Source organism: Ottowia sp. VDI28 (assembly GCF_049532675.1).
Taxonomy (GTDB): Bacteria; Pseudomonadota; Gammaproteobacteria; order Burkholderiales; family Burkholderiaceae_C; genus Ottowia.
This window is the reverse complement of the sequence record NZ_CP149820.1, coordinates 2,665,194-2,689,602: the sequence shown is the minus strand read 5'-3', so window position 1 is coordinate 2,689,602 and position 24,409 is coordinate 2,665,194. Positions and strand designations below refer to the sequence as shown.

Here is a 24,409-nt window from a genome sequence, read left to right as displayed (position 1 = left end):
CCGATGAACAGTCCCGCACGCAGCACACCGACCCACGGCGAAATCCTGCTCGAAGTCGACAATCTCCATACCCACTTCAATACCCTGGACGGCCCTGCCCGCGCCGTGAACGGCGTTTCCTACACCGTCCGCGCCGGGCAGACGCTGGGCGTGGTCGGTGAATCGGGCTGCGGCAAAAGCGTGACGGCGATGTCGATCATGCGGCTTCTGCCCACACCACCGGCGCGGCTGTATGGCGCCGTCCGCCTGCGGGGAACCAATCTGCTCTCGCTCAGCGAGGCCGAGATGCGGGCCGTCCGCGGCAACCGCATCTCCATGATCTTCCAGGAACCGATGACCTCGCTCAATCCGGTGCTCACGGTAGGACGGCAGATCGCCGAAACTGTTCACCGGCATCAGAAGCTCAGCGGTGCCAAGGCCATGGTGCGCGCGGTGGAAATGCTGCGCCTGGTGCAGATTCCGGAGCCTGAACGGCGCGCCAAGGAATACCCGCACCAACTCTCGGGCGGCATGCGCCAGCGCGTGATGATCGCCCTGGCCCTGGCCTGCAACCCCGAGGTGCTCATTGCCGACGAGCCCACCACGGCCCTGGATGTCACCATTCAGGCGCAGATCCTCGATCTGATCAAGCGGCTGCAGCAGGAGCTGGGTATGGGCGTCGTCATGATCACGCACGACCTGGGCGTAGTAGCTGAAAGCTGCGACCACGTGATCGTGATGTATGCAGGCCGTAAGGTGGAGGAAGCAGGCGTGACCGAGCTGTTCGACCGGCCGCTGCATCCCTATACGCGTGCGCTGATGGCATCCATGCCTTCCATGAACACGCGCAGCACGCGCCTGACCGAGATCCCCGGCCTCGTGCCATCTCCCCTGGAGCCGCGCCGCGGCTGCGCCTTCGCCGCCCGCTGCAGCTTCGCCAACGCACGCTGCACCAGCGAAATCCCCGAGCTGACGTTGCACGGCCAGGCGCATGGCGTTGCCTGCTTTGCGGTTGAAGAAGGCCGGGACACGTCACCATCCCTGGAGCCTGCAAGCGCATGAATGCCACAGACACTTTGCTGCGAGTCGAAGGGCTGCGCAAACACTACAGCAGCCCACGGCGCTGGCTCGCTCGTCCACGCCCGCCGGTTCAAGCCGTCGACGATGTGTCCTTCGCCGTGGCCCGCGGCGAAACGCTGTCGCTGGTGGGCGAGTCCGGCTGCGGCAAGACCACCACAGCCAAATCCGTGATGCGCCTGATCGAGCCCACGTCCGGTTCGGTGCTGCTCGATGGCGAAGACCTGCTCAAGCTCAACCCTGAACAGATGCGCCAGCGCCGAAGCGACGTGCAGATCATTTTCCAGGACCCCTACGCCTCACTGAGCCCAAGGCTGAAAGCAGGCGAGATCGTGGCCGAGCCGCTCCGCAACTTCAGCCGCCAATCATCAGCCGAGCGCCGGGAACGCGTGCAGTGGCTGTTCAGCAAGGTAGGCCTGCGGCCTGAAGCGGTCGACAAATACCCCCATGAATTCTCGGGCGGGCAGCGCCAGCGCCTGGGAATCGCCCGGGCGCTCGCGATGCAGCCCAAGCTCATCATCTGCGACGAGCCAGTGTCAGCGCTTGATGTTTCGGTGCAGGCCCAGGTGGTCAACCTGCTCATGGACCTGCAGGCCGAGTTCTGCATCGCCTATCTGTTCGTGGCGCACGATCTTTCCGTGGTCCGCCATATCAGCCATCGTATCGCGGTGATGTACCTCGGCCGTATCGTCGAATTGGCCGACCGGGACACGCTGTTCACCACGCCCCGCCATCCTTACACCCAAATTCTGCTCTCGGCGGTGCCCGTGCCCAATCCACGCACGCCGTCCAAGCGCATGCTGCTGCAAGGAGATCCTCCCAGCCCGGCCAATCCGCCTTCAGGTTGCCGTTTTCACACACGCTGCCCGCTGGCCCAGCCGGTTTGCAAGGAACAGGCGCCACCGCTCTCGGCGCGCACCGATTCCCCCGCAGCCGAGGGCCAGCGCGAACACCTGGTGGCCTGCCACTTTCGTTGACCACAGTTTCAAAAAGAGCCCTCATGGAACCCACCCAACACGATCTGTTGATTCGCGGCGGCACCGTCATCGACGGCACGCGCGCTCCCCGCTTCGACGCCGACGTCGCCATACGCGACGGGCGCATCAGCGCGATCGGAGATCTGAGCGGCCATGGTGCCGCCACCATCATCGAAGCCAGGGGTCGCATCGTGGCGCCAGGCTTCATCGATGCCCACACGCATGACGACCAGGCCGTGCTGTCTCAAGCGGACATGCCGTTCAAGGTCTCGCAAGGGGTGACGACCGTGATTGCGGGCAACTGCGGCATCAGCGCAGCCCCTCTGCGCGCCGGCATGGATCTGCCTATGCCGCTGAGCTTGTTGGACACGCCCGCTGAAGACCGCTTCACCACCTTCCGAGCTTATCTGGATGCACTGCGGGCACAGCCGTCGTCCGTCAACGTAGCGGCAATGGTGGGCCATTCGACCTTGCGCGCGGTCACCATGTCATCCACCGACCGCGAGGCCACGCCGGAAGAAATCGCAGCCATGCAGGCGCTGGTTGAAGAAGCCATGGAAGCAGGGGCTATCGGTCTCTCCACAGGCACCTTCTACCCGCCTGCCGCCAAGGCGACGACCGAGGAAATCATCGAGGTGAGCCGCCCCTTGAGCGCGCGCAAGGCGATCTATGTCACCCACATGCGCGATGAAGCGGATCTGGTCATGCAGTCCCTGGACGAAACCTTCCGCATCGGGCGCGAACTGGACGTGCCCGTCGTCGTGTCGCACCACAAGGTGCAGGGCACCCAGAATTTCGGGAGGTCGCAGACGACGCTGCCGCATATCCGCGAGGCCATGAAGAAGCAGCAGATCTGCCTGGATTGCTACCCCTATACCGCTGGCTCTACCATGATCCGCACAGATCGGGGGATGCTGGAGTGCCGAGTGCTGATTGCCGGCAGCGAGCCGCACCCCGAGTGCGCGGGCCGCGATCTGGACGATATTGCGCGTGAATGGGGCGTGGACAAGGCCGAAGCCGCACGGCGTCTTCAGCCTGGAAGCGCCATCTACTTCCAGATGGATGAAAGCGACGTGCAGCGCATTCTTGCCTTTGAAGAGACCATGATCGGCTCGGACGGCATTCCGCTCGGCGACAAACCTCATCCCCGCCTGTGGGGAACCTTTCCCCGGGTACTAGGCCACTATAGCCGCGACACAGGCTTGTTCCCGCTGGAGACCGCCGTCTGGAAAATGACCGGGCTCACGGCACGCAATTTCGGCTTGGCCGAGCGCGGCACGCTGCAACTCGGGCACCACGCCGACATCGTGGTGTTCGACCCCGCCACGATCCGGGACGCCGCGGACTACGAATCCCCAAAGCGCCCCGCCGAAGGCATCGAAGCCGTCATCGTCAATGGCGGCATTACCTGGCGGCAAGGCACCCATACCGGCGCCCGAAACGGCCAAGTCATTCTTAGAACTCCCTGAGAGAACTCCTGAAAGGAAACCCAACCATGAGCATAGACCGCATCCCTTCTCCTCTTCCTGTCCCGTTCTCCAAAGCCGTTCGGGCCGGCGGCTTCCTATTCCTTTCGGGTGTGCTGGCCATGGATGCCCAGGGCGGCATCATCGAGGGCGACATTCAGGTGCAGACACGCGCGGTGCTGGAGCGCATTGCATTGAGCCTGAAAGAGTGCGGAACCGACATGGCGCAGGTGGTACGCGCCACCATCTGGCTGGCGAATCTGGAGGACTTCGCGGCCTTCAACGAAGAATATGCCAAGCATTTCCCCGAGGGCCTGCCTTCCCGCTCATGCGTGCAGGCCGTGCTCTACAAGGGCGCGAAAGTCGAGATCGAAGTACAGGCCTGGGTAGGCTGATCCCGGAGCAACTTTGTAGGTTGGGCTGAGTGCAGCGATCCTCAACATGGGACGTGTATCACTGCCGCTTGTTGGGCACCGCTGCGCCCAGCCCAACCTACGAGATTCCATCTACAGGTTGAACCAGATCTTGTAGCGCTTCCTGGAATTCGGCCTCATTCGCCAGCCGCCGCATGGGTGGCAGTGCGGCCAGCAAGCGCTTGCCATAGCCCATGGACGTCAGGCGCGTATCGCAGATCATCAGCAGCCCCGTATCGGTTTCGCGGCGTATCAGCCGGCCGGCCCCCTGCTTGAGGGCCACGGCGGCTTCCGGGATCGAATAGTCGGAGAAGGCGCTGCGCCCCTCGCCCTCGATTCGCCGGCAACGCGCTTCCACCAGCGGATCACCCGGCGGTGGAAACGGCAGCTTGTCGATCACCACCAGTTGCAGCGTATCACCGGGCAAATCCACGCCCTCCCAGAAGGACGCTGAAGCAACCAGCACAGCGCCAGCTTGCCCCGGTTCGTTGGCGGCGCGAAAGCGGTCCATCAGCACCCGCTTGGGCAACTGCCCTTGCACAAGCACCTCGATGCCGCTGCCATCAAAGCGCTCCGCCAGTTGATCTCCGATGGTGCGCAGCGCGCGCAACGTGGTGGTCAGGATCATGGTGCGCCCGCCCAACCGCTCTGCCGCCTCGCCCGCCAGCCGCGCCACCTGTACTCCGTGCGCGGGATCGTTCGGCTTCACGATCTGGCGCGGCACATACAGTGCGGCCTGGCGCTCGTAATCGAACGGGCTGCCCACACGCAGCACCTCGGCGTCACCCAAGCCGCAGGGGCCAGTGAACCAGGAAAGCCGTTCGTCGTCACCCAGCGTGGCGGAAACGAATACCCATGCGCGCGCATTCGCGGCTTCTTCGGGTGCGGCTTCAGCAGTTTCAGCCGCTTCGCGCTCGCCCGGCGTTCCCAACAGGCGCGTGCGCACGACGTCGGCAATATCGAGCGGCGACTCGATCAAGCGCAGTTGGCTGCCCACATCCACCCAACGCACGGAACCAGGTTCGCAGTCACCCGCGAAGCGGGCAACCCGCTCACCCAGCAGCATCGCCCGCTCGCGCAGGCGCACGAAATCCGGGGCCATCTCGCTCACGGTATCAAGCGCTTCGGCCGCCTGCACGAGCGCTTGGCCCAAGCGCACCAGGGCCTGCTGCCACTCGCCAGGATCCAGTCCCTCTGGAACCGCCTCTACCCAGCGCAGGCGCGAACTTGCCCGGCTGGGGCCGAACACCATACGCAAATCTCTCGCAGCCATCTCCACACCGCTGGACAGCACCGACCAATCGGCCAACCCGCGCGCCTGCTGCAAGCCCACGGCCAGCAAATCGCGGGAAAAGTCCAGCAGTTGAGCGGTACCTAGATGGATTCCCAGGAACTGAATACCCGTTTCGTTGAGCTGATGGGCTTCGTCGAAAATCACCACGCGCACGGTGGGTAGAAGCTCTGCCATGCCAGACTCGCGGATCGCCAGATCGGCAAAGAACAGATGGTGGTTGATCACCACCACGTCGGCCGCCATGGCTTCGCGCCGCGCCAGGTTCACGTGGCAGGCGCGCCACTTGGGACAATCGGCGCCCAGGCAGTTTTCACGCGTGGAAGTCACCAGCGGAATAACCGGCGAGTTTTCATGCAGCCCCGGCATCTCCGCCAAGTCTCCCGTGCGTGTGGACTGGGCCCAACGCTCTATTTTGGCCAATGTATGCTGCGCCCCCTCTCATGGCTTCCCAATGCCTGGGGCGCAGACTCAAGGCGATGCAGGCACAGGTAGCTGCCACGCCCCTTGAGGAGTGCCATGCGCACCGGGAGACCCAGCGCACGGGCCACCGCGGGCAGATCGCGCCCGTACAGCTGATCCTGCAGGGTCTTGGTAGCCGTGGAAAGCAGCACCCGCTCACCGGAAAGCAACGCAGGCACCAGGTAGGCAAAGGTCTTTCCGACGCCGGTTGCAGCCTCGGCCACCAGCACGCCGCCCTCGCCCACCACGCGCGCGACCGCTTGCGCCATGCGGGTCTGTCCTTCGCGCGGGCGGAAAGTGTCGGCGGCGCGGGCCAGTGGGCCTTCCTCGCCAAACACCACACCTACGGCATTCTGCAGGGCGCTCGCGGCATCACCAGACGCGCCGGCAAGCTGGCTCAATTGATGGCCTTCGGTCTCCCGGGCTGCGGTACGAACCTCCTTCGGATCGGCCGGTTGGAGACTCATGCAGGCTCCTTGGGCTCGAGGGCCAGCTCCAGTTGCGCAATAGCGTCACGAAGCGCCAGGCGGCGCTTCTTGAGGCGTTGCATCATCAGTTGATCGGTGGGCGATTGCTCGGACAGCCGATCGATCGAGGCGTCGAGATCGGCATGCTCCATGCGCAGTTCTATGAGCCGGCGTTCGGGGGAATGGAGGTTGGAATTCACGTGAAATAGTACGGTGCGGCCAAATCGGCCACTTCGTTCAATAATACGAGCTTGCCAACTTGGTGCAACCATGAAAAATGCTCCCTTGCTTCGCGTGGTCCGCTACCCCTCCTCGGGGCGTCCCCCAAGGGAATGCTTTTTCATCTTGGGAGCGGCCCGGCGATGAGCAATAGCCCCCACGCTTCCCCGCTTCGCGAGGTCCGCTGCCCCCCGAGGGGGTCTCTTTTCATCTTGGGAGCGGCCCGGCGATGAAAAATGGCCCCCACGCTTCCCCGCTTCGCGAGGTCCGCTGCCCCCCGAGGGGGTCTCTTTTCATCTTGGGAGCGGCCCGGCGATGAAAGATGGCTACAGGCTCCGTGCGGCAACCGGGCTGCACAAGGGGGATCGCTCGCAACAGCAAGACCAGGTGGCGCTGTTCACCCATCCACGCGTAACAGGGTGCATGCTGGGTATCGTGGCTGACGGCATGGGCGGGCGCACAGGCGGGCGCAAAGCTTCTGACCAGGTGCTGCTTACCGCGCATCAGCTTTTCGAGCGCTACGACCCGGATACTGATGACGCCACGGCCCTGTTGCGGCAGATCGGCGAAGAATCCCATCTGGTCATCAAACTCACGGCCATCGCCGCCGAGCAGGAGCCGCACAGCACCATGGCGGCTTTTCTTATCAATCCGGGAGGCGAATGCCATTGGTTGCATTCAGGTGACTCGCGCCTCTATCATTTTCGTGGCAAAACGCTGCTGAGGCGCACCTTCGATCACTCCTATGTCCAGGCGCTGATCAACCAGGGCAAACTGACGTCCGAAGAAGCGATGGCGCACCCGAACTCGAACGTTCTGATGAGCTGCCTGGGTACCGAGGAGGAGCCCAGGCTGGAGTCTCATCATATCGGCCGGCTGCAAAGCGGTGACTCCCTGCTCGCCTGCTCCGACGGCCTGTGGCACTACTTCACGCCCGATGAGATGGGAGAAGTGCTTCATGCGCTCACACCCCGCAAAGCCAGCGAATTCCTCGTCACCAAAGCCCGCTCGCGGGCCATGGGCGGTGGCGACAACCTCTCATTGGCCATTGTCCGCGTGGAGCCATTGGCGGTGAGCAAACGGACAGGCTAGGAGCGTGTTCTACCCTGCACTCCCAGGCCTTGCCCCCTTGAAACGTCACTCTTTTCCGCGCTGTTTCTGATCCAGATCCTGCAGCCTGCCCGCAGTACGGCGCTTACGCTCCAGGTCGTTCAGCGTCAATTCTTCCTGGCGCAGGCGGTCGAGTGTGGCACGGCGCTGGTCGCTGGCTTCCCGTATGCAGGCGTTCACGGTAAAGCGCTTCCAGCACAGTTTTTCCTGATCAGCAAAACGCTGCGCGGCGGCGGCCCGCCCTGCCGTGATGCGCGCTCTCTGGGCTTCAAGCCATTGGGGCAGATCATCACCCGAAGGGGCTTCGGCTGCCAGAGCGCGCGCGGCCTCCACATCACCGGCTCGCTGGGCCGCAATGCGTTCGTCGAGCGATGGGCCGACAGCGCATGCGCTCAGCAGAGCCAACATCAGAAGACTGGGGAGCAGGCGCAAACGTTTCATGTGAGGTGAGTGTCCACGGTTCTGTGCTCCAACGCCAGATATTCGGCCGATTGCATCTCGTTCAGACGGCTGATCGTGCGTGGAAACTCGTGTGCCAGCGGGCCTTCAGTGTAGAGCTCTTCGGGTGGCACGGCGGCTGAAAGAATGAATTTGACGCGCCGGTCGTACAGCACGTCCACCAGCCACGTGAAGCGCCGCGCCTCGGAGGCGTTGCGCACGAACATCTGCGGAACATCCGAGAGCAAAACCGTATGGAACTGGGCCGAGATCTCCAGGTAATCGTTCTGCGAGCGCGGGCCACCGCACAGCGTCTTGAAGTCAAACCAGACCACGCCATCGGCTCGCCGGCGTGCCTTGATCTCCCGGGCTTCGATGTGCAGCACAGGATCTTCGTCGGCGGAAGCGGCCAGGCGCGTAAAAGCTTCGCTCATGGCCGCATCGGCTTCCGCGCCAAGCGGTGTGTGATAGAGCTTCACCTGCTCCAGCGTGCGCCGGCGATAATCCGTTCCGTTGTCGACGTTCAACACCTCCATGCGGGCGTTCAGCAGGTCGATGGCGGGCAGAATCCGGTCGCGGTGCAACCCACCCGGATAGAGATCGTCGGGCTTGAAGTTGCTCGTGGTCACGAAGCCCACACCGTTGTCGAACAACGCCTGCAGCAATCGGTGCAGGATCATGGCGTCGGTAATGTCCGCCACGTGGAATTCGTCGAAGCAGATCAGCTTGAACCGTGCGGCCATGCGCCTGCCAAGTTCGTCGAGCGGGTTCACCGTGCCTTGTATGGCCGCCAGCTCACGGTGCACTTCACGCATGAACTCGTGAAAGTGCAGACGCGTCTTGCGCTTGATCGGCACGGCGTTGAAGAAGCAATCCATCAGGAAGCTCTTGCCGCGCCCCACCCCGCCATACATGTAGACCCCCCGCGGGATCTCAGGATGATTGAACAGCTTCTTGAGCTTGTTGGAGCGCTTGTCCTTGTAGGTTGCCCATTCGTCCGCACAGCGTTGCAGCGCATCGACGGCGCGCAACTGCGCTGGATCACTCTGGAAGCCCCGGCTTTTCAGTTCGGCCTCGTAGGCCTGCCGCACAGCATTCATCCGCTAGCTACCCATTCATGCAAAGAAAATCGCTGCGGGGCACACTCGTGCCCCGCAGCGATTCCGTTTAGAAGTTGAGGGTGCGCTTGTCGACGGCGAGCGCGGCTTCTTTCGTGGATTCGCTGAGCGAGGGGTGCGCATGGCAGATGCGCGCGATGTCCTCGCTGCTGGCGCGGAAGGCCATGGCCACGCAGGCTTCGGCGATCAGCTCGCTCGCCATGGGGCCGACGATATGCACGCCCAGGATCTCATCCGTAGCGGCATCGGCCAGCATTTTCACCATGCCGGTCGTGTCGCCCAGCGCGCGCGCGCGGCCGTTCGCCAGGAAGGGGAAGGTGCCCGCCTTGTATTTCACGCCGTCGGCCTTGAGCTGCTGCTCGGTCTTGCCCACCCAGGCGATTTCGGGGCTGGTGTAGATGACCCAGGGAATCAGGTTGAAATCCACGTGGCCGTGCTGGCCGGCCATGCGCTCGGCCACCGCCACGCCCTCTTCCTCGGCCTTGTGGGCCAGCATGGGACCACGCACCACATCGCCCACGGCCCAGACGCCTGGCAGGCTGGTACGGCATTCCTCATCGACCACAATGGCGCCACGGTCGTCGAGCTTTAAGCCCACGGACTCGGCATTCAGGCCCGTGGTATTGGGCACACGGCCGATCGAAACGATCAGCTTGTCGACTTCGAGGGTCTGTGCTTCACCCTTGGCGTTGGCATAGGCCACGCTCACGCCCTTCTTGGTGGATTTGATCTCGCCGACCTTCACACCCAGCTCGATTTTCAGGCCTTGCTTGTCAAAAGCCTTCTTGGCCTCCTTGGCGATCTGCTCGTCCACCGCGCCCAGGAAGGCGGGCAGCGCTTCCAGCACGGTCACCTCAGCGCCCAGGCGGCGCCACACGCTGCCCATCTCCAGGCCGATCACGCCAGAGCCGATCAGGCCCAGTTTCTTGGGTACACCGCCGATACGCAGCGCGCCATCGTTGGAGAGCACGTTCTCCTCGTCGAACGGAACACCCGGCAACGCTCGGGCATTGGAGCCGGTGGCGATCACCACCTGCTTGGCCGTGAGCGTTTCGGTCTGCGCGCCGGCGACAGCAATTTCGTAGCCCCCTTCGGCGGCTTTCACGAACGAACCGCGGCCGTGGAAGAAAGTGACCTTGTTCTTCTTGAACAGGTACAGAATGCCGTCGTTGTTCTGCTTCACCACGGCATCCTTGCGGCCGATCATCTTGGCCGCATCCATTTTCAGGCCGCTCACCGCGATACCGTGCTCGGCGAAATGCTTGGATGCGTGCTCATAGTGCTCGGAGCTCTGGAGCAGCGCCTTGGAAGGAATGCAGCCCACGTTGGTGCACGTGCCACCGGGCGCTGGGCCGCCAGCGGCGTTCTTCCACTCGTCGATACAGGCGACATTGAAGCCCAGTTGGGCGGCACGGATAGCCGCGATATAGCCGCCAGGGCCGGCGCCGATGACGATGACGTCAAAATTCTTGGACATGGTGTTAGGGTTTTCCTGTCAGGCAGGCCCGCGCGCCTTCATTCTCAAGACGCGCGGACTCATATCGGATGTCAGCGATCAGATGTCGAACAGCAGGCGCGCCGGATCTTCCAGCGCTTCCTTCATCGCCACCAGACCCAGCACGGCTTCGCGGCCGTCGATGATGCGGTGGTCATAGCTCATGGCCAGATAGTTCATCGGGCGGACAACGATTTGCCCGTTTTCAACCACAGCCCGGTCCTTGGTGGCGTGCACGCCCAGAATGGCCGATTGCGGCGGGTTGATGATGGGGGTGGACATCATGGAGCCGAAAACGCCGCCATTGCTGATGGAGAACGTGCCGCCGGTCAGATCATCCAGGCCCAGCTTGCCGTCGCGCGCCTTGGCGCCGAATTCGGCAATCTTCTTCTCGATGTCGGCAAAGCTCATCTGGTCAGCGTTGCGCAGGATCGGCACTACCAGGCCACGCGGGCTACCCACGGCAATACCGACGTCGAAGTAGCCGTGGTAGACGATGTCGTTGCCGTCGACGCTGGCATTGAGGATCGGGTACTTCTTCAGGGCATGCACGGCCGCCTTGACAAAGAAGCTCATGAAGCCGATCTTGACGCCATGCTCCTTCTCGAACTTGTCCTGGAAGCGCTTGCGCATTTCCATCACTGGCGCCATGTTGACCTCGTTGAAGGTGGTCAGAATGGCGTTGGTGGACTGCGACTGGAGCAAACGCTCGGCCACACGGGCGCGCAGGCGCGTCATGGGCACGCGCTGCTCGGGACGATCGCCCAGGTTGGGTGCAGGAGGCGGCGCCACTTGCGGCAGCGACTTGGTCGGCACGCCAGTGGGAATCTGAGCTGGCGCCTGAGCGGCTGCCGCGCCGGAAGCCACGGCGCCGAGCACGTCACCCTTGGTCACGCGGCCATCCTTGCCGGTACCCGGCACGGAACCAGCGGCCAGTTGGTTGTCCGCCATGAGCTTGGCCGCGGCGGGCATGGCGATGCCAGCCTTGCTGCCACCCGCAGGGGCTGCTGCACTGGCGGCCGGAGCGGGCGCGGCGGCTGCCGGAGCAGCAGCGGGAGCCGGGGCGGCGGCGCCTGCCACGGCTTCGGTGTCAATGCGCGCAATCAGCTGGTCTGCCACCACGGTAGCGCCATCGCCTTGCAGGATTTCGGTCAGCACGCCCGCGGCAGGGGCAGGCACCTCGAGCACCACCTTGTCGGTCTCGATTTCGATCAGGATCTCATCAGCGGCAACTGCCTCGCCTGCTTTTTCTTCCACTGCAGCATGGTGGCCTCAGCCACGGACTCAGACAGCTGCGGCACCTTGACTTCAACGATAGCCATTATTCTTTCCAATACTTTCTGTTCAATCGGTTCAGCGTCAGGGCCTGGCGCGGGGCAATATTTTGCGCCCCTCGCGTCCACCCTTGGCCCTTGATTTATTTACTCAGGACAAAACCCTTCATGCGGCCAAAAGCGGCATCCACCAGCGCCTTCTGCTGCTCCTGGTGCAGGTGGGCGTAGCCGGCAGCTGGTGAAGCCGAAGCGGAACGGCCCGCATAGCCGAGCTTCTGGCCCGCGGCCATGTTCTCGTGGATGTAGTGCTGCACGAAGAACCAGGCGCCCTGGTTCTGGGGTTCGTCCTGGCACCAGATGATTTCAGTGGCGTTGGGGTACTTCTTGACCTCGGCGCTGAAAACCTTGTGGGGGAACGGATAGAGCTGCTCCACGCGGATGATGGCCACGTCGTCGACGCCTTTTTCCTCGCGCTTTTTCGCCAGGTCGTAGTACACCTTGCCCGAGCAGGCCACGATGCGCTTGACCTTGTCGGCCTTCAGATCGCCCTTGTCGCTGATCACGGTCTGGAAGCCACCCTTAGTGAACTCCGAGACGGGCGAAGTGGCGTCCTTGTTGCGCAGCAGGCTCTTGGGCGTCATGATGATCAGCGGCTTGCGCAGCGGGCGGATCATCTGCCGGCGCAACACGTGAAAGATCTGGCTGGCCGTGGTGGGCTGCACCACCTGCATGTTGGTGTCGGCCGAGAGCTGCATGAAGCGCTCCAGGCGGGCGGAAGAGTGCTCCGGCCCCTGCCCTTCGTAACCGTGCGGCAGCAGCAGCGTGAGGCCGTTCACGCGGCCCCACTTCACTTCGCCAGAGGCGATGAACTGGTCGATCAGCACCTGAGCGCCGTTGACGAAATCACCAAACTGGGCCTCCCACAGCACCAGCGTGTTCGGGTCGTTCGAAGCGTAGCCGTATTCGAAGCCCAGCACGGCCTCTTCGGACAGGATGGAGTCGATGACGACGAAAGGCGCCTGGTTGTCGGCCACGTGTTCCAGCGGAACATAGGTGCCCACATCCCATTTCTCGCGCTTCTGGTCGTGCAACACGGCATGGCGGTGCGTGAACGTGCCGCGTCCGCAGTCCTCACCCGACAGGCGCACCGGATAGCCGGAAGCCACCAGCGAGGCGTAGGCCATGTGCTCGCCCATGCCCCAGTCCACGTTGACCTCGCCGCGGCCCATGGCGGCGCGGTCTTCCAGCACCTTCTTGACCAGCGTATGCACCGTGAAGCCTTCGGGCACGGTGGTGATGCGCTCGGCCAGGCGTTTCCACTCGGCCAGCGGGATCGCCGTTTCAGCGGCGTCGGTCCACTTGGTGTGCAGGTACGGCGACCAGTCGACGGCGTACTTGTTCTTGAAGTTGGTCAGCACCGGATCCACGGTCAGCTTGCCCGCATCCATGTCGGCGCGATAGGCCTTGACCATGTCGTCGCCTAGCGTGTCGCCCAGGCCTTGCGCGGCCAGTTTGTCTGCGTAGAGCTTGCGGGTGCCGGGGTGCTGCGTGATCCGCTTGTACATGAGCGGCTGGGTCAGCATGGGCGTATCTTGCTCGTTGTGGCCGAGCTTGCGGAAGCAGACGATGTCGACCACCACGTCCTTGTTGAACTCCTGGCGGTATTCGAGCGCCAGTTGCGTAGCCAGCACCACGGCTTCGGGATCGTCGCCGTTCACGTGGAGTACGGGAGCTTCGATCATCTTGACCACGTCCGTGCAATACAGCGTGGAGCGGCTGTCGCGCGGGTCACTGGTGGTGAAGCCGATCTGGTTGTTGATCACGATGTGCACCGTGCCGCCGGTGTAGTAGCCACGCGTTTCGGCCAGCGCCAGGGTTTCCATGACCACGCCCTGGCCGGCAAAGGCGGCATCGCCGTGCACCAGCACGGGCAGCACCTGATCGCCCTCGGCATCGCCACGGCGGTCGAGGCGCGCACGCACGCTGCCTTCCACCACCGGATTCACGATTTCCAGGTGCGAAGGGTTGAAAGCCAGGGACAGGTGCACCGGGCCGCCCGCCGTCGATACGTCGGAGCTGAAGCCCTGGTGGTACTTCACGTCGCCGCTGGTCAGGTCTTCGGGTGCGGTGTGGTCGAACTCGGCGAACAGCATGGAAGGCATCTTGCCCAGGGTGTTCACCAACACGTTGAGGCGCCCACGGTGGGCCATGCCGATCACGATCTCCTGCACGCCAGCGAGGCCGGCGCGGTTGATCAGTTCGTCCATCGACACGATGAAGCTTTCGCCGCCTTCCAGGGAGAAGCGCTTCTGGCCGACGTACTTGGTATGCAGGAAGCGCTCCAGGCCTTCGGCCGCGGTCAGGCGCTCGAGCACGTGCTTTTTCTGTTCCGCGTTGAGCTGCGGGTTGGTACGCTTGCTCTCCAGCTTTTCCTGCCACCAGCGCTTTTTCGTCTGGTCGGTCATGTACATGTACTCGGCGCCGATGGTGCCGCAGTATGTTTCGCGCAGCGCGTTCAGAAGATCGCGCAGCGACATGGCCTCCTTGCCGAAGAAGGTGTTGCTGGTGTTGAACACCGTTTCCATGTCGGCGTCGGAGAAGCCATAGAAGGACGGCTCCAGCTCGGGAATGGCCGGGCGCTCGGCTCGCTTGAGCGGATCGAGGTCGGCCCAGCGGGCACCGACGTTGCGATAGGCAGCGATCAGTTGCTGAACAGCCGTGCGCTTGCGGCCGAGTTCGGAATCGGCGCCGCTGGCTTCCACCACACGGGTGCCGCCTTGCTTGGCACGCTCGGCAAATGCATTGACCACGGGCAGGTGCGGCACGTCTCGGGCATTGCTGCCGTCCGCGGCAGGCACGTGCTGCAGTGCATCAAAATAATCACGCCAGCTATCAGGGACGCTGCCAGGATTGGCAAGATAGCTTTCATACATCTCTTCGACGTAAGGCGCATTACCGCCAAAGAGATAGGAGTTGCCATCGTAAGTGGCGTAGACGGTTTTCGCCTCGTTCATGCTGCGCAGACCTTTCGCTCCCCTGCAGGGAACATGGGTTGGTTTAAGTGACCTTCCGCGTCACGGCTGAACCGGTTGGCGGACGCGACTGGCTGGGAAGGGCCGGAATACTTCGCAGCCGAGATTGTGCCACCGATACGTCTCGGCTGCGTGACAGCCGGCAAGAGAGATCTGTCTGCGCGCGTAAAAGTTCATCTCCAGCAGCCAAAGCGCGCCATCCATTAAAATAATACAAAAGTTCGCAAAAAAATATATGCTGCCAACCCGTCCTTGGCTTTATCTCGCTGCTGCCGTCGCGGTGGAATCGATTGGCTTGATCGCCATGAAGTTCGCGTCCGACACAAGCTCCGTCGGGCCGTTTCTCTTCATGTACGCCATGATCGGCCTGTCGTTCTACTTTTTCTCCCTATCCGTCAAGCACCTGCCAATGGCTTTGGCTTATGCGACGTGGGAAACCTGCGGCCTTATCCTCATCACCATGGCAGGACTTCAGTTTTTTGGAGAGTATTTGAACTCCCGGAAACTGATCGGCATGGCGCTCCTTTTTCTCGGCGTGGTCCTGATCAACATGGGGTCCAGCAAGGCAGCACGTTGACTGGCGCCCGGCACATGCAAGACGCTCAGATCAGCCACTACTTCTTCATGGCCGTTGCCGTGCTGCTGGAAGTGGCCGCCAACATTTTCATCAAATATTCAAACGGCTTTACCAAACGCACGGCTGGCGCGCTGGGCATCGTGTCGATCCTGGCCTCATTCACCGCTCTGTCTCAAGCGGTCAAGGGCATCGACTTGTCCATTGCCTATGCGCTATGGGGCGGTACGGGAATTTTGCTGACAGCCATTGCCGGTTCGTGGCTTTTCAAGCAACGGCTCAATCACCTAAGCTGGTCGGGGGTCGTGGCGATCACTCTCGGAATGCTGGCACTCAAGTTGTCTTGAGCCCGAGCCTTCCTGGGCGGCCGGACAACTCAGCCCTCCAGACATCCTTGATGGGGAATAGCACGCTCGGCGCCATTCCACGCAAACGCAAGCTCAAACCGCAACCAGACTCTTGATCTGCTGCAGCGCGGCGGGGTCTTCCATCGTGGTCAGATCGCCAGGATCGCGCCCTTCGCACACCGCCTGCACCGCGCGGCGCAACACCTTGCCGCTGCGGGTTTTGGGCAAGGCAGCAACAAAGCGTACCCGCGCAGGCCGGGCCACCGCTCCCAGCGAAGAATCCACCGTCTTCATAACCTCGCCCTCGAGCTTCATCATGGCGGCCTGATCATCGATCTGGCTTGCATCCTTGAGCACGGCGAAAGCCATGGCCACCTGGCCTTTGAGGCTGTCCGCAACCCCCACCACCGCCACCTCGGCGATATTGGGATGGCTGGAAATCACCTCCTCGATTTCACGCGTGCCCAGGCGGTGGCCGGCAACGTTGATCACGTCATCGGTGCGGCCCAGGATGAAGTAGTAGCCGTCCTGATCCCGGATACCCCAATCGAAAGTGCTGTAGACCAGCTTGCCCGGCACGCTGGACCAATAGGTGTTCACGAAGCGTTCGTCATCACGCCATACGGTTTGCATGCACCCCGGAGGCAGCGGTCCCTCGATGGCGACCACGCCTTTCTGGTTGGGCTCGGTCAACTCGGCTCCGGTCTGGTCGTCCAGCAGCTTCACGTTGTAGCCGTAGACAGCCTTGCCCGGCGAACCGAACTTGGTGGCCATGTGCTCGATACCGTTGCAAACCGTCAGGATCGGCCAGCCGGTTTCGGTCTGCCAGTAGTTGTCAATGATGGGCTTGCCCTTCAAGCCTTCGCTGATCCATTGCGCGGTGGGCTCATCGAGCGGCTCTCCGGCCAGGAACAGCGCACGCAGGCTGGAGAGGTCGTATTTGGTGAGGTAAGCGGGATCCTGCTTCTTCAACACGCGCACGGCTGTCGGCGCACTGAACATGACCGTGACCTTGTACTTCTCGACCAGTTGCCACCAGATGCCGCCATCCGGACGGATGGGCAAGCCCTCGTACATGATGGTGGCCATGCCGGCGATCAGCGGGCCATACACGATATAGCTGTGCCCCACCACCCAGCCGATATCGCTGGTGGAAAAATAGGTCTCGCCCGGCTTGCCGCAAAAAATGTGCTTCATCGAAGCGGCCAGCGCCACCGCGTAGCCGCCCGTGTCCCGCTGAACGCCTTTGGGTTTTCCTGTCGTGCCGCTGGTGTAGAGGGTGTAGCTCGGATGGGTGGCTTCCAGCCATTCGCAGGGCACTTCGGCGTTCAGGTGCTTTTCGCGCTCGGCAGCCCAGAGGTGGTCGCGCTGGGACTCCAGGCTCATGGGCACCATGCCGCGGTCGACCAAAAGGACGGCAGCCGGTTTGTGCTTCGAGAGCCTGAGGGCTTCGTCCAGCAGCGGCTTGTAGGCTACTGCCTTGCCGCCTCGGGAACCGGCGTCGGCGCTGACGACCACTTTCGGCTCCGCATCCTCGATGCGGGTAGCCAGGGAGCCCGATGCGAAACCGCCGAACACCACGGAGTGCAGCGCCCCGATGCGGGCACAGGCCAGCATGGCGAAAGCTGCCTCCGCGATCATGGGCATGTAGATCAATACGCGATCGCCTTTTCCGACGCCCAGGCTCTTCAGCGTGGCGGCCATGCGCTGCACCTCGGCGTGCAGTTCACGGAAGCTGTAGACCCTCTCCTGATCGGTTTCCGTGGAAACGAAGATCAGCGCGGGCTGGTCCGCCCGGTCCTTGAGATGCCGGTCCACCGCGTTGTGGCACAAATTGGTGGTGCCTCCCACAAACCATTTGGCAAACGGGGGCTTGCTGTAGTCACAGATGGTTTGCGGGGGTGTCTGCCAATCGATCAGTTGGGCCTGCTCAGCCCAGAATTCATCACGATGATCGATAGAACGGCGGTAGAAATCGGCATAGCTCGTCATGAAAACGTCTCCTTGGCTTTTTTTGCAGCCAGTCTACTAGCGGGTTCTCACGATTGTGGTCGAAAGACTTTCGCAAAACTGACCGAAGTACAGTGCATGTGTCGGGGCGCGCCCTGCGCCCCCGTGAAAATCCATCTTTTATTTGATCAGCGCCTGCATAGCCTTGAACTCGGGGTGCTCGGCCGTGCCAATCCACTCGAAACACACCATCTCGGTGGTCACCAGCTCGCAGCCAGCCCCCGCCAGCCGGTCATAGGCGGCATCGCGGTTGCGTTCGGTACGGGAGCCGCAGGCATCGGTGACCACCCAGACATCGCACTCCTCTTCCAGCAGCATCAGTGCCGTCTGCATGAGGCAGACGTGTGCCTCGCAGCCCGCCACCACGACCGTGTTGCGCTCAGGCGCCTCGACGGCCGGTTTTTGAAGATGCTTGGGCAGGCTGCGCGCGTTGCCGCGCTGTTGAACCTTTGGGGCCGGGCGCAGCAGCGGCAGCAGTTCTTCGGCGCCGCTGAACGCCATCTTCGGCACGATGCGGTCGCAAAGCGGTGCCAGCGATTCGTCCAGGCCGCCCAGCTTGGATGGATTCTGCTCAGTGCCCCACACAGGCACCTGCAGCAATCTGGCCATGCGCGCCAGACGCAGCGCGTTCGCGAGCACGAATTCGCGCCCTTCTATGGCAGGCATCAGGCGCGCCTGGTAGTCGATCAGGACAAGTTGGCAATCATCAGCATCAAGCAACATCACAAATTCTCCAAGGCCAAAGCACAAACACCGTCACGCAATCATGCGGCGAGCGGCTCGTATCTTTGAATTTTCAGCGCTCCAGGGACGGGGCGGTCTAGGGTGTGTCATCAATTAAAACCCCCACGCGCTGGCTCGCCCTGGGGATGGATACGCGAAGGCAGGCGCAGGCCGTAGTGATCTACGGTCAAGCCTGCCGACAAAGTAGACGCCGCAGGGCGAGCCAGCCCGCAGGGTTGCCAAGCCAGGGGGCGCCAGGCGTTGTTGTGGCTCGCTTGTGTACACGAGTACACGGCGCTCTCCACGCCTAGCCTGGCGCCCCATAGCTTGGCAACGCGTGGGGGATTTAATTGATGACACACCCTAGTGGATACTATGCTAACAACTCATATCAATGGAGACATCATGAAACGCCGCACCCTGGCCGCCCTCGCGGCCTGCGCTCTGGTCAGCGCGTTCGCCAGCCCCCTCGCCCACGCCCAGGGAAAAACCATCAAGATCCTGATCGGCTTTCCGCCAGGCGGCTCGGTCGATGTCGTGGGGCGGTTGCTGGCCGACAAAATGCGTGTGTCGCTCGGCCAGAATGTGATCGTCGACAACAAGCCTGGAGCCGCCGGGCGCCTGGTGCTGGGTGAATTGAAACGTGCCGCGCCGGATGGCCAGACGCTGGTGCTCTCGCCGAGCGGCGCCATGGTGATCGCCCCTTGGCTCTACAGCAACATCGGATATGACCCCCTCAAGGATTTCACACCCATATCTGGTGTGACCACCTTCGATTTCGCGGTCACGGCAGGACCTGGCGCGCCGGCGGGCGACCTGAAATCCGTACTCGCCTGGATGAAAGCCAACCCAGGCAAAGCAAACTACGGAACGTCGGGCGCCGGCACCGTACCGCATTTTGCGGGCCAGTTGCTGGGACAAGCCTCGGGCGTGCCCCTGACGCATGTGGCTTACAAGGGCGGCGCTCCCGCTGCGCAAGACCTGATCGGCGGCCAGATCCCATTGATGGTGGACACCGCCTCCGAGACGCTGGAGCATCACAAGTCAGGTAAAGTTCGTATCCTGGCCGTCACCGGCGAGCAACGCTCGAAGGCCCTGCCCGAGGTCGCCACCCTCAAGGAGCAAGGCATCAACATGGCCGCCGACGCTTACTTCGGGCTCTATGGCCCGCCCGGCATGCCCGCCGACGTCGTCGCGAAGATCGACCGCGCCGTTGCCGAAGCCCTCAAGGACCAGACCGTGCAAGACAAGATCAACAGCTTTGGACTGGTCCCCTACCACGCCTCCTCCGCCGAACTGGCCTCCATGCAGGTCGCTCACCTGAAGCGCTGGGAGCAGCCTATCAAGGCATCAGGATTCAAGGCGGAATAGCCCCCAAAAGAACGTACCGGAAACTTCCTCCCTCTCAAAATCCATGCAAAGACGCTCTCTCTTTCTCGCCAGCCTCGCACTTGCCGCTTGCACCTCGGTGGCCGCTCAAACCAGCAAGCCCATCCGGCTGATCGTGCCGTACGCACCTGGCGGCCCGCTCGATATCACGGCGCGCGCCCTCGCCGAGCGCGTCAAAGAGTCGCTCGGCACGGTCATCATCGAAAACAAGCCCGGCGGAGGCGGCAACATCGGCAGCGATCTGATCGCCAAGGCGGCACCTGACGGCACCACGATCGGCATCGCGGCGGTGGCTACGCACGCCATCAATCCCTGGCTGTTCAGCAAGATGCCTTTCGATGCCGCCAAGGATTTCGCTCCCATCACTCAGATGGTGCGGGTACCCAATGTGCTGGTGATCAACACCGACACAGCAGCCCGCCTGAAGATCAACACGCTGGCGGATCTCATCGCATACGCCAAGAAGAACCCTGGCAAGCTCAACTATGGCTCCGGCGGCAACGGTTCTGCCGGCCATCTGGCGGGTGAAATGTTCAAGCAGGGCGCCGGCATCTTCGCCGTGCATATCCCCTACAACGGCGGCAATCCCGCGCAACTCGCCCTGCTTTCGGGCCAAGTGGATTTCAATATCGATAATCTGGCCACGGCCGCCAGCAACATCAAGGCCGGCAAGCTCAAGCCCCTGGCCGTGACCACCGCCAAGCGCTCGGCGCTGCTGCCCGGAGTTCCCACCATCGGCGAAACCGTCAAGGGCTTCGAGGTGGATACCTGGTGGGGCCTAGTAGCTCCGGCCGGAACACCCAAGGACGCCATTGACAAGCTCAATGCCGCCTTCACTGCCGCACTGAAAAGCCCGGAGACGCAGCAGCGCTTCGCGCTGCTCATGGCCGAACCGGCGCCGAGCACCCCGGAGGAGTTCGGCGCTTTCATGGCGCGTGAGCGCGCACGCTACGAACCGGTGGTCAAGAGATCGGGCGCGAAGGTGGACTAGGAGCGCGGGCGACGCAGAGTTCCGTCCTTAGTACAAAGGTTGGCAGCGGCACCAGAGACTGTTATATTAAGTTACATGATTCGCCAGACTCCCCGCATGGCCATGCGGGGCAAAGGCACGTGCCGGCCTGGCATTTGGAGGAGACAGTCTCATGGTATACAAGCCATTAATCCCGCGCTCACTGCTTGCCGCGGCGATTGCCGGTGCCTTCGTGCTGGCAAGCTGTGGCGGCTCGGACACCCCTGCGGACAAAGGTGACGTCACGATTTCCACCCGTGCGGGAGCCACCAGCAGTTCCCCGCAGAAGGATACCTCCAGCGTTCTGCCGGACGGTGTGGACAGCATGCAGGTCAAGTTCGAAGATGCCAGCGGCTCCCTGGTGTACGGACCGGTCGAGGTCACTGCGATGCCCGTGGTCACCATCAAGGACGTTCCCTTGACCGCCAAGTCGATATCGGTCGACTACCTGCGCAATGGCGGCTACGCGCTGGCCACCGATGACGAAGCCATCACCTGGAGCGGCGCGAACGGCTCGTCCAGCCCCTTGCCTACCGCAGCGGCCCCCTCTACCACCCAGTGGCAGGCCTCCATGGATGACAATGGCATCGCCAAACTGACGGTGGCAGTGGAAGGAGCTCCAGCCAAGGACTTCCTGGCCAAAGGTGTAGCCTACTCTCCTGCGCCTATCGGCTTCTCGAACAAGGACGGCCCCAGCTTCGGCGATGTCTTCTGGGATACCCCCGGAGGCTTCCTCGATTTCGAGCTTGTCTGGAAACGTGACATGGAGAACATCCGGAGCCACGGGTTCAATTCCATACGAACCTACTCGCTCATCTCCAACTTCATCAAGAACGATGGCTCGATCCCCACGCCTGCGGAGGTCAGTGCACAAGGGTCGCTTCTGGTTCGCCAGCACAAGAAATTTCTGGATGCCGCCTGGAACAATGGCGTGAACCCCATTTACGTGATCGTCGGCATCCCCATGCCGGACACGATCTACGTCAAGTCCGCCTTCGATGCGCCCGGCAATGCCAAGAGCAACGAGTTCTGGGACAACAACTTCACCGCGACGATCGCGCAGATGAAAGATCACCCCGCGGTGATCGGTTTCACCATCTTCAACGAGGTCGGCGGCAGGTGCCACTACGCGGATCCGGTGCCCCCGGCGCCGACGACCAAGGAAGAGCGCAAGTGCGAAGGCTCCGAGGATCTCGCGCTCTATTGGCAGCAGCTCCAGACCTATCCCGTTCACTATTGGAGCCAAGTGAAGAAATACGCCGACCGTGCGAAGGCCATGGCGCCCGGCAAACTGATCGGCTGGGCTTTCAATGATGATGCCGATTTCGCCGCATCCACCGTGGAATACCGTAAGCAATATGCTCAATCGGTCGATTTCTACGGCGTTAACGTATTCCAGGCAGAGCAGCTTGCCACGGCGCTGGACCCTTGGTTGAAAGCGAAGCAGTCAGATGCTGCCCGCCCTATCCTGATGACCGAGTACGGCTTGCCCGCCACCGGCCATCGCAACCCGAATGATTGGCTTTCGATCTACTCCGATGATGCCACCGTCAAATTGACCGCGGCTGCGGTCGGCAAGCTGATCCCCAAGGCATTCGAGCATCCTTCCGTGACGGGCATGTTCTATTTCGAATGGAGCGATGAGTGGTGGAAGCAGCCCGGGGACGGTAATCGGAATGACCGGCAGGAAGGCATCCGCACATCCAACGCATTCCCGAACAAATATTGGGACGAGGAAGGCTTCGGCCTCTACTCGATTGCCCTGGGCGACCGTACTGCAGCTCAGGTGTACACGGACAACTGGGGAGGCAAAGGCGGCAACCTCCAGGTCGACAAGCTCACTCCCCGAACCGAGTTGCTTGATACAGTGACCACCGCGTTCAAGAACGCAGAGCAAACTCGCCAGAACGCGCTCGGCAAGAAGTAACGCGAGTCCAGAACAAACCCCAGCAGCACGGCACCCTCGGGTGCTGTTTTGCTTATTGCAATGCATGAATTTCTCAGAATGACGAGGCCGCTATGGGCTTGATCCGACTTGCCAACATGGCTGCAGCAGCCGCCCTCCTGATGCTAGGCGCCAGCACGGCCGGCGCCCAGGTTCACAGGTGCACGGGGCCTGATGGCAAGCTTGTGTACAGCGACGCCCCTTGCGCCCCTCAATCAAGCGGCGGTGCCATCAAGCTCCAGGAGAACAGCCTCGATACCCGCATGGAACGGGAGCATAACGAGCGCTACCTTCAGGGGCGTCAACAGGAGGCGCAAGGGCAGCAGATGGATGCGGCGCAGGCAGCCAACGCGGCGCAAGCCGATGCCCGCCGGGATTCGCCAGCGTGCCGCCTGGCCATCCGCAACGCGAACACGCAGAGCAGCACCGCCACGCCGGCCAAGATCGACAACGATCGGGCCGAGGCCATACGTGAATGCGGGTTCAATCCCTGGCCTGGCAAGACCGCCTCTGAAATCGACGCCGAAAACCGCCGTTCGAAAGCCATCGAGCGCGCCGCACGCCGCCGGCCCGGCTTGATCACCACTTGCGATACGAGCGGCTGCTGGGATACCCTGGGAAACCGCTACAACGGTACCGGCCGGACACTTTTCCGGACCGACGGACAGGCCTGTACCCGCACGGGCAACGCGCTTGAGTGCCGCTGACGCCGCCTGAGCACAAACACGTTGGCCAAGCCCGCGCCTAAAGCACCTTTCCCGGGTTCAGGATGCCTTTGGGATCAAGAGCAGACTTGAGCAACCTCATTGTGGCGATTTCCGCCGGTGTCCGCGAGTAATGCAGAAATGCGCGCTTGAGAGTGCCGATGCCATGCTCCGCGGAAACGGAACCGCGCCACTCGGAAACAGCCTTGTAGACCACCTGCTCGATCTCCTCTTCGGGCTGTTCACCCTCCGTCACCTTCACACCGATGTGCACATTGGAATCGCCCGCGTGACCGAAGAACACTGTCTGGGTGCCTGACCACTTCGCCTTCAGCGTCTCCTTGAGCGATTCGACGAATCTGCCTATTTCGCCGGTCGGTATGCTGACGTCGAACCCCACATGGGGCCAGAACACGGCGCGGAATTCTCCCGACGAGTCCCGGACCGCCCAGAAGCGCAAGGCATCGGTTTCGGATTGCGCGACCACGACGTCGTCGACCACGCCCTCTTCCAATGCGGCGCCCAGCACACGCTCGAAATGATCCTTGTCGGTATCGGGCGAGGTGCCTTGCGACTCGATCAGGACATAAGCGCCATGGCCGTGCGGCAAAGGCGTCGTCAGGTGGGCCAGTCCGGACGTCATGCGCTCATAGAAGTCGGGCCACATCATCTCGAACGCCGAGAGATTGGCGCCCAGGTTCCGGCGCACGTGGCCGAGAAGCTTGAGCACCCCGTCATAGTCCTTCAGGGCACACAAGGCCGTATTCGTGGTGCGCGGCTCCGGGAACAACTTGAGCACGACCTTGGTGATCACCCCCAGGGTACCCTCACTGCCCACGAACAACTGCTTCAGGTCATATCCCGTGTTGTCCTTGAGCATCAGGTTCATG

At 62.4% G+C, this 24,409-nt stretch carries 19 protein-coding genes and 2 pseudogenes; 11 read left to right on the top strand and 10 right to left on the bottom strand.

Annotation, left to right across the window (positions count from 1 at the left end; genetic code table 11):
* Window positions 1-3 precede the first annotated feature (3 nt).
* From WJU18_RS12890 to WJU18_RS12875, 4 genes are read left to right on the top strand one after another with little or no spacing between them, the layout of a single operon-like run.
* Window positions 4-1,041 (top strand): ABC transporter ATP-binding protein, encoded by a 1,038-nt coding sequence (locus WJU18_RS12890; protein ID WP_423460443.1) that lies wholly within the window; start codon window positions 4-6, stop codon window positions 1,039-1,041.
* Entirely contained in the window at window positions 1,038-2,033 is a 996-nt protein-coding gene (locus WJU18_RS12885; RefSeq protein WP_423460442.1) for an ABC transporter ATP-binding protein, read from the top strand. The genes WJU18_RS12890 and WJU18_RS12885 overlap by 4 nt, the downstream gene beginning before the upstream one ends.
* Before the next feature lie 23 nt (window positions 2,034-2,056).
* Entirely contained in the window at window positions 2,057-3,502 is a 1,446-nt protein-coding gene (locus WJU18_RS12880; protein ID WP_423460441.1) for an N-acyl-D-amino-acid deacylase family protein, read from the top strand.
* Window positions 3,503-3,528: 26 nt separating this feature from the next.
* Window positions 3,529-3,894 carry a RidA family protein gene (locus WJU18_RS12875; protein WP_423460440.1) on the top strand — a complete coding sequence of 122 codons (366 nt, stop codon included), beginning with the start codon at window positions 3,529-3,531 and terminating at the stop codon, window positions 3,892-3,894.
* Window positions 3,895-3,991: 97 nt separating this feature from the next.
* On the opposite strand, the pseudogene WJU18_RS12870 reads toward WJU18_RS12875, so the two are convergent.
* Together WJU18_RS12870 and WJU18_RS12865 are read right to left on the bottom strand one after the other, a co-directional pair.
* Window positions 3,992-5,934, bottom strand: a pseudogene (locus WJU18_RS12870) (ATP-dependent DNA helicase).
* A 194-nt stretch (window positions 5,935-6,128) separates the two neighbouring features.
* Window positions 6,129-6,332, bottom strand: a complete 204-nt coding sequence (locus WJU18_RS12865) for a YdcH family protein (RefSeq protein ID WP_423460439.1) — start codon at window positions 6,330-6,332, stop codon at window positions 6,129-6,131.
* A gap of 334 nt (window positions 6,333-6,666) precedes the next feature.
* Here WJU18_RS12865 and WJU18_RS12860 point away from each other — a divergent pair, with 334 nt between their 5' ends.
* On the top strand, window positions 6,667-7,443 hold the full coding sequence (locus WJU18_RS12860; protein WP_423460438.1) for a PP2C family protein-serine/threonine phosphatase: 777 nt from the start codon (window positions 6,667-6,669) through the stop codon (window positions 7,441-7,443).
* Between the two features lie 45 nt (window positions 7,444-7,488).
* On the opposite strand, the gene WJU18_RS12855 is transcribed toward WJU18_RS12860, so the two are convergent.
* The 5 genes and pseudogenes from WJU18_RS12855 to WJU18_RS12835 form a co-directional block, all read right to left on the bottom strand.
* Window positions 7,489-7,902: a hypothetical protein gene (locus WJU18_RS12855; protein ID WP_423460437.1), complete on the bottom strand. Its 414-nt coding sequence runs from the start codon at window positions 7,900-7,902 to the stop codon at window positions 7,489-7,491.
* A complete protein-coding gene (gene zapE / locus WJU18_RS12850) occupies window positions 7,899-8,999 on the bottom strand; it encodes a cell division protein ZapE (protein ID WP_423460436.1) in 1,101 nt (366 codons plus the stop codon). Before zapE ends, WJU18_RS12855 begins: the two co-directional genes overlap by 4 nt.
* Window positions 9,000-9,066: 67 nt before the next feature.
* Entirely contained in the window at window positions 9,067-10,494 is a 1,428-nt protein-coding gene (gene lpdA / locus WJU18_RS12845) for a dihydrolipoyl dehydrogenase (RefSeq protein WP_423460435.1), read from the bottom strand.
* 78 nt (window positions 10,495-10,572) lie between these two features.
* Window positions 10,573-11,834: pseudogene (odhB, locus tag WJU18_RS12840) on the bottom strand (2-oxoglutarate dehydrogenase complex dihydrolipoyllysine-residue succinyltransferase).
* 95 nt (window positions 11,835-11,929) lie between these two features.
* Window positions 11,930-14,800 carry a 2-oxoglutarate dehydrogenase E1 component gene (locus WJU18_RS12835; protein WP_423460434.1) on the bottom strand — a complete coding sequence of 957 codons (2,871 nt, stop codon included), beginning with the start codon at window positions 14,798-14,800 and terminating at the stop codon, window positions 11,930-11,932.
* Between the two features lie 253 nt (window positions 14,801-15,053).
* On the opposite strand from WJU18_RS12835, the gene WJU18_RS12830 reads away from it, so the two are divergent.
* Window positions 15,054-15,395, top strand: a complete 342-nt coding sequence (locus WJU18_RS12830; protein WP_423460433.1) for a DMT family transporter — start codon at window positions 15,054-15,056, stop codon at window positions 15,393-15,395.
* Between the two features lie 14 nt (window positions 15,396-15,409).
* The gene (gene mdtI, locus WJU18_RS12825) at window positions 15,410-15,739 is read left to right on the top strand and encodes a multidrug/spermidine efflux SMR transporter subunit MdtI (RefSeq protein WP_423460432.1); all 330 of its coding nucleotides are present in this window, start codon (window positions 15,410-15,412) and stop codon (window positions 15,737-15,739) included.
* Between the two features lie 93 nt (window positions 15,740-15,832).
* On the opposite strand, the gene WJU18_RS12820 is transcribed toward mdtI, so the two are convergent.
* Entirely contained in the window at window positions 15,833-17,731 is a 1,899-nt protein-coding gene (locus WJU18_RS12820; RefSeq protein ID WP_423460431.1) for a propionate--CoA ligase, read from the bottom strand.
* A gap of 138 nt (window positions 17,732-17,869) precedes the next feature.
* Complete coding sequence (locus WJU18_RS12815; protein WP_423460430.1) at window positions 17,870-18,472, bottom strand: isochorismatase family protein; 603 nt, start codon at window positions 18,470-18,472, stop codon at window positions 17,870-17,872.
* 405 nt (window positions 18,473-18,877) lie between these two features.
* Between WJU18_RS12815 and WJU18_RS12810 the strand changes: the two genes are divergently transcribed.
* The 4 genes from WJU18_RS12810 to WJU18_RS12795 all read left to right on the top strand — a co-directional run bounded on the left by WJU18_RS12810 (window position 18,878) and on the right by WJU18_RS12795 (window position 23,522).
* On the top strand, window positions 18,878-19,843 hold the full coding sequence (locus WJU18_RS12810) for a Bug family tripartite tricarboxylate transporter substrate binding protein (RefSeq protein WP_423460429.1): 966 nt from the start codon (window positions 18,878-18,880) through the stop codon (window positions 19,841-19,843).
* 43 nt (window positions 19,844-19,886) lie between these two features.
* Window positions 19,887-20,852, top strand: coding sequence for a Bug family tripartite tricarboxylate transporter substrate binding protein (locus tag WJU18_RS12805; RefSeq protein ID WP_423460428.1), 966 nt, complete (start codon window positions 19,887-19,889; stop codon window positions 20,850-20,852).
* 151 nt (window positions 20,853-21,003) lie between these two features.
* Entirely contained in the window at window positions 21,004-22,797 is a 1,794-nt protein-coding gene (locus WJU18_RS12800; protein WP_423460427.1) for a hypothetical protein, read from the top strand.
* A 92-nt stretch (window positions 22,798-22,889) separates the two neighbouring features.
* The gene (locus tag WJU18_RS12795; RefSeq protein ID WP_423460426.1) at window positions 22,890-23,522 is read left to right on the top strand and encodes a DUF4124 domain-containing protein; all 633 of its coding nucleotides are present in this window, start codon (window positions 22,890-22,892) and stop codon (window positions 23,520-23,522) included.
* A gap of 37 nt (window positions 23,523-23,559) precedes the next feature.
* On the opposite strand, the gene WJU18_RS12790 is transcribed toward WJU18_RS12795, so the two are convergent.
* Window positions 23,560-24,399, bottom strand: coding sequence for an FAD-binding oxidoreductase (locus tag WJU18_RS12790; RefSeq protein WP_423460982.1), 840 nt, complete (start codon window positions 24,397-24,399; stop codon window positions 23,560-23,562).
* Window positions 24,400-24,409 lie beyond the last annotated feature (10 nt).

Bases quoted from the DNA above. Each gene is read 5' to 3' on its own strand.
- WJU18_RS12890 (WP_423460443.1), top strand. From the start codon at position 4: ATGAACAGTCCCGCACGCAGCACACCGACCCACGGCGAAATCCTGCTC.
- WJU18_RS12885 (WP_423460442.1), top strand. From the start codon at position 1,038: ATGAATGCCACAGACACTTTGCTGCGAGTCGAAGGGCTGCGCAAACAC.
- WJU18_RS12880 (WP_423460441.1), top strand. From the start codon at position 2,057: ATGGAACCCACCCAACACGATCTGTTGATTCGCGGCGGCACCGTCATC.
- WJU18_RS12875 (WP_423460440.1), top strand. From the start codon at position 3,529: ATGAGCATAGACCGCATCCCTTCTCCTCTTCCTGTCCCGTTCTCCAAA.
- WJU18_RS12860 (WP_423460438.1), top strand. From the start codon at position 6,667: ATGAAAGATGGCTACAGGCTCCGTGCGGCAACCGGGCTGCACAAGGGG.
- WJU18_RS12855 (WP_423460437.1), bottom strand. From the start codon at position 7,902: ATGAAACGTTTGCGCCTGCTCCCCAGTCTTCTGATGTTGGCTCTGCTG.
- zapE (WP_423460436.1), bottom strand. From the start codon at position 8,999: ATGAATGCTGTGCGGCAGGCCTACGAGGCCGAACTGAAAAGCCGGGGC.
- lpdA (WP_423460435.1), bottom strand. From the start codon at position 10,494: ATGTCCAAGAATTTTGACGTCATCGTCATCGGCGCCGGCCCTGGCGGC.
- WJU18_RS12835 (WP_423460434.1), bottom strand. From the start codon at position 14,800: ATGAACGAGGCGAAAACCGTCTACGCCACTTACGATGGCAACTCCTAT.
- WJU18_RS12830 (WP_423460433.1), top strand. From the start codon at position 15,054: ATGCTGCCAACCCGTCCTTGGCTTTATCTCGCTGCTGCCGTCGCGGTG.
- mdtI (WP_423460432.1), top strand. From the start codon at position 15,410: ATGCAAGACGCTCAGATCAGCCACTACTTCTTCATGGCCGTTGCCGTG.
- WJU18_RS12820 (WP_423460431.1), bottom strand. From the start codon at position 17,731: ATGACGAGCTATGCCGATTTCTACCGCCGTTCTATCGATCATCGTGAT.
- WJU18_RS12815 (WP_423460430.1), bottom strand. From the start codon at position 18,472: ATGTTGCTTGATGCTGATGATTGCCAACTTGTCCTGATCGACTACCAG.
- WJU18_RS12810 (WP_423460429.1), top strand. From the start codon at position 18,878: ATGAAACGCCGCACCCTGGCCGCCCTCGCGGCCTGCGCTCTGGTCAGC.
- WJU18_RS12805 (WP_423460428.1), top strand. From the start codon at position 19,887: ATGCAAAGACGCTCTCTCTTTCTCGCCAGCCTCGCACTTGCCGCTTGC.
- WJU18_RS12800 (WP_423460427.1), top strand. From the start codon at position 21,004: ATGGTATACAAGCCATTAATCCCGCGCTCACTGCTTGCCGCGGCGATT.
- WJU18_RS12795 (WP_423460426.1), top strand. From the start codon at position 22,890: ATGGGCTTGATCCGACTTGCCAACATGGCTGCAGCAGCCGCCCTCCTG.
- WJU18_RS12790 (WP_423460982.1), bottom strand. From the start codon at position 24,399: ATGCTCAAGGACAACACGGGATATGACCTGAAGCAGTTGTTCGTGGGC.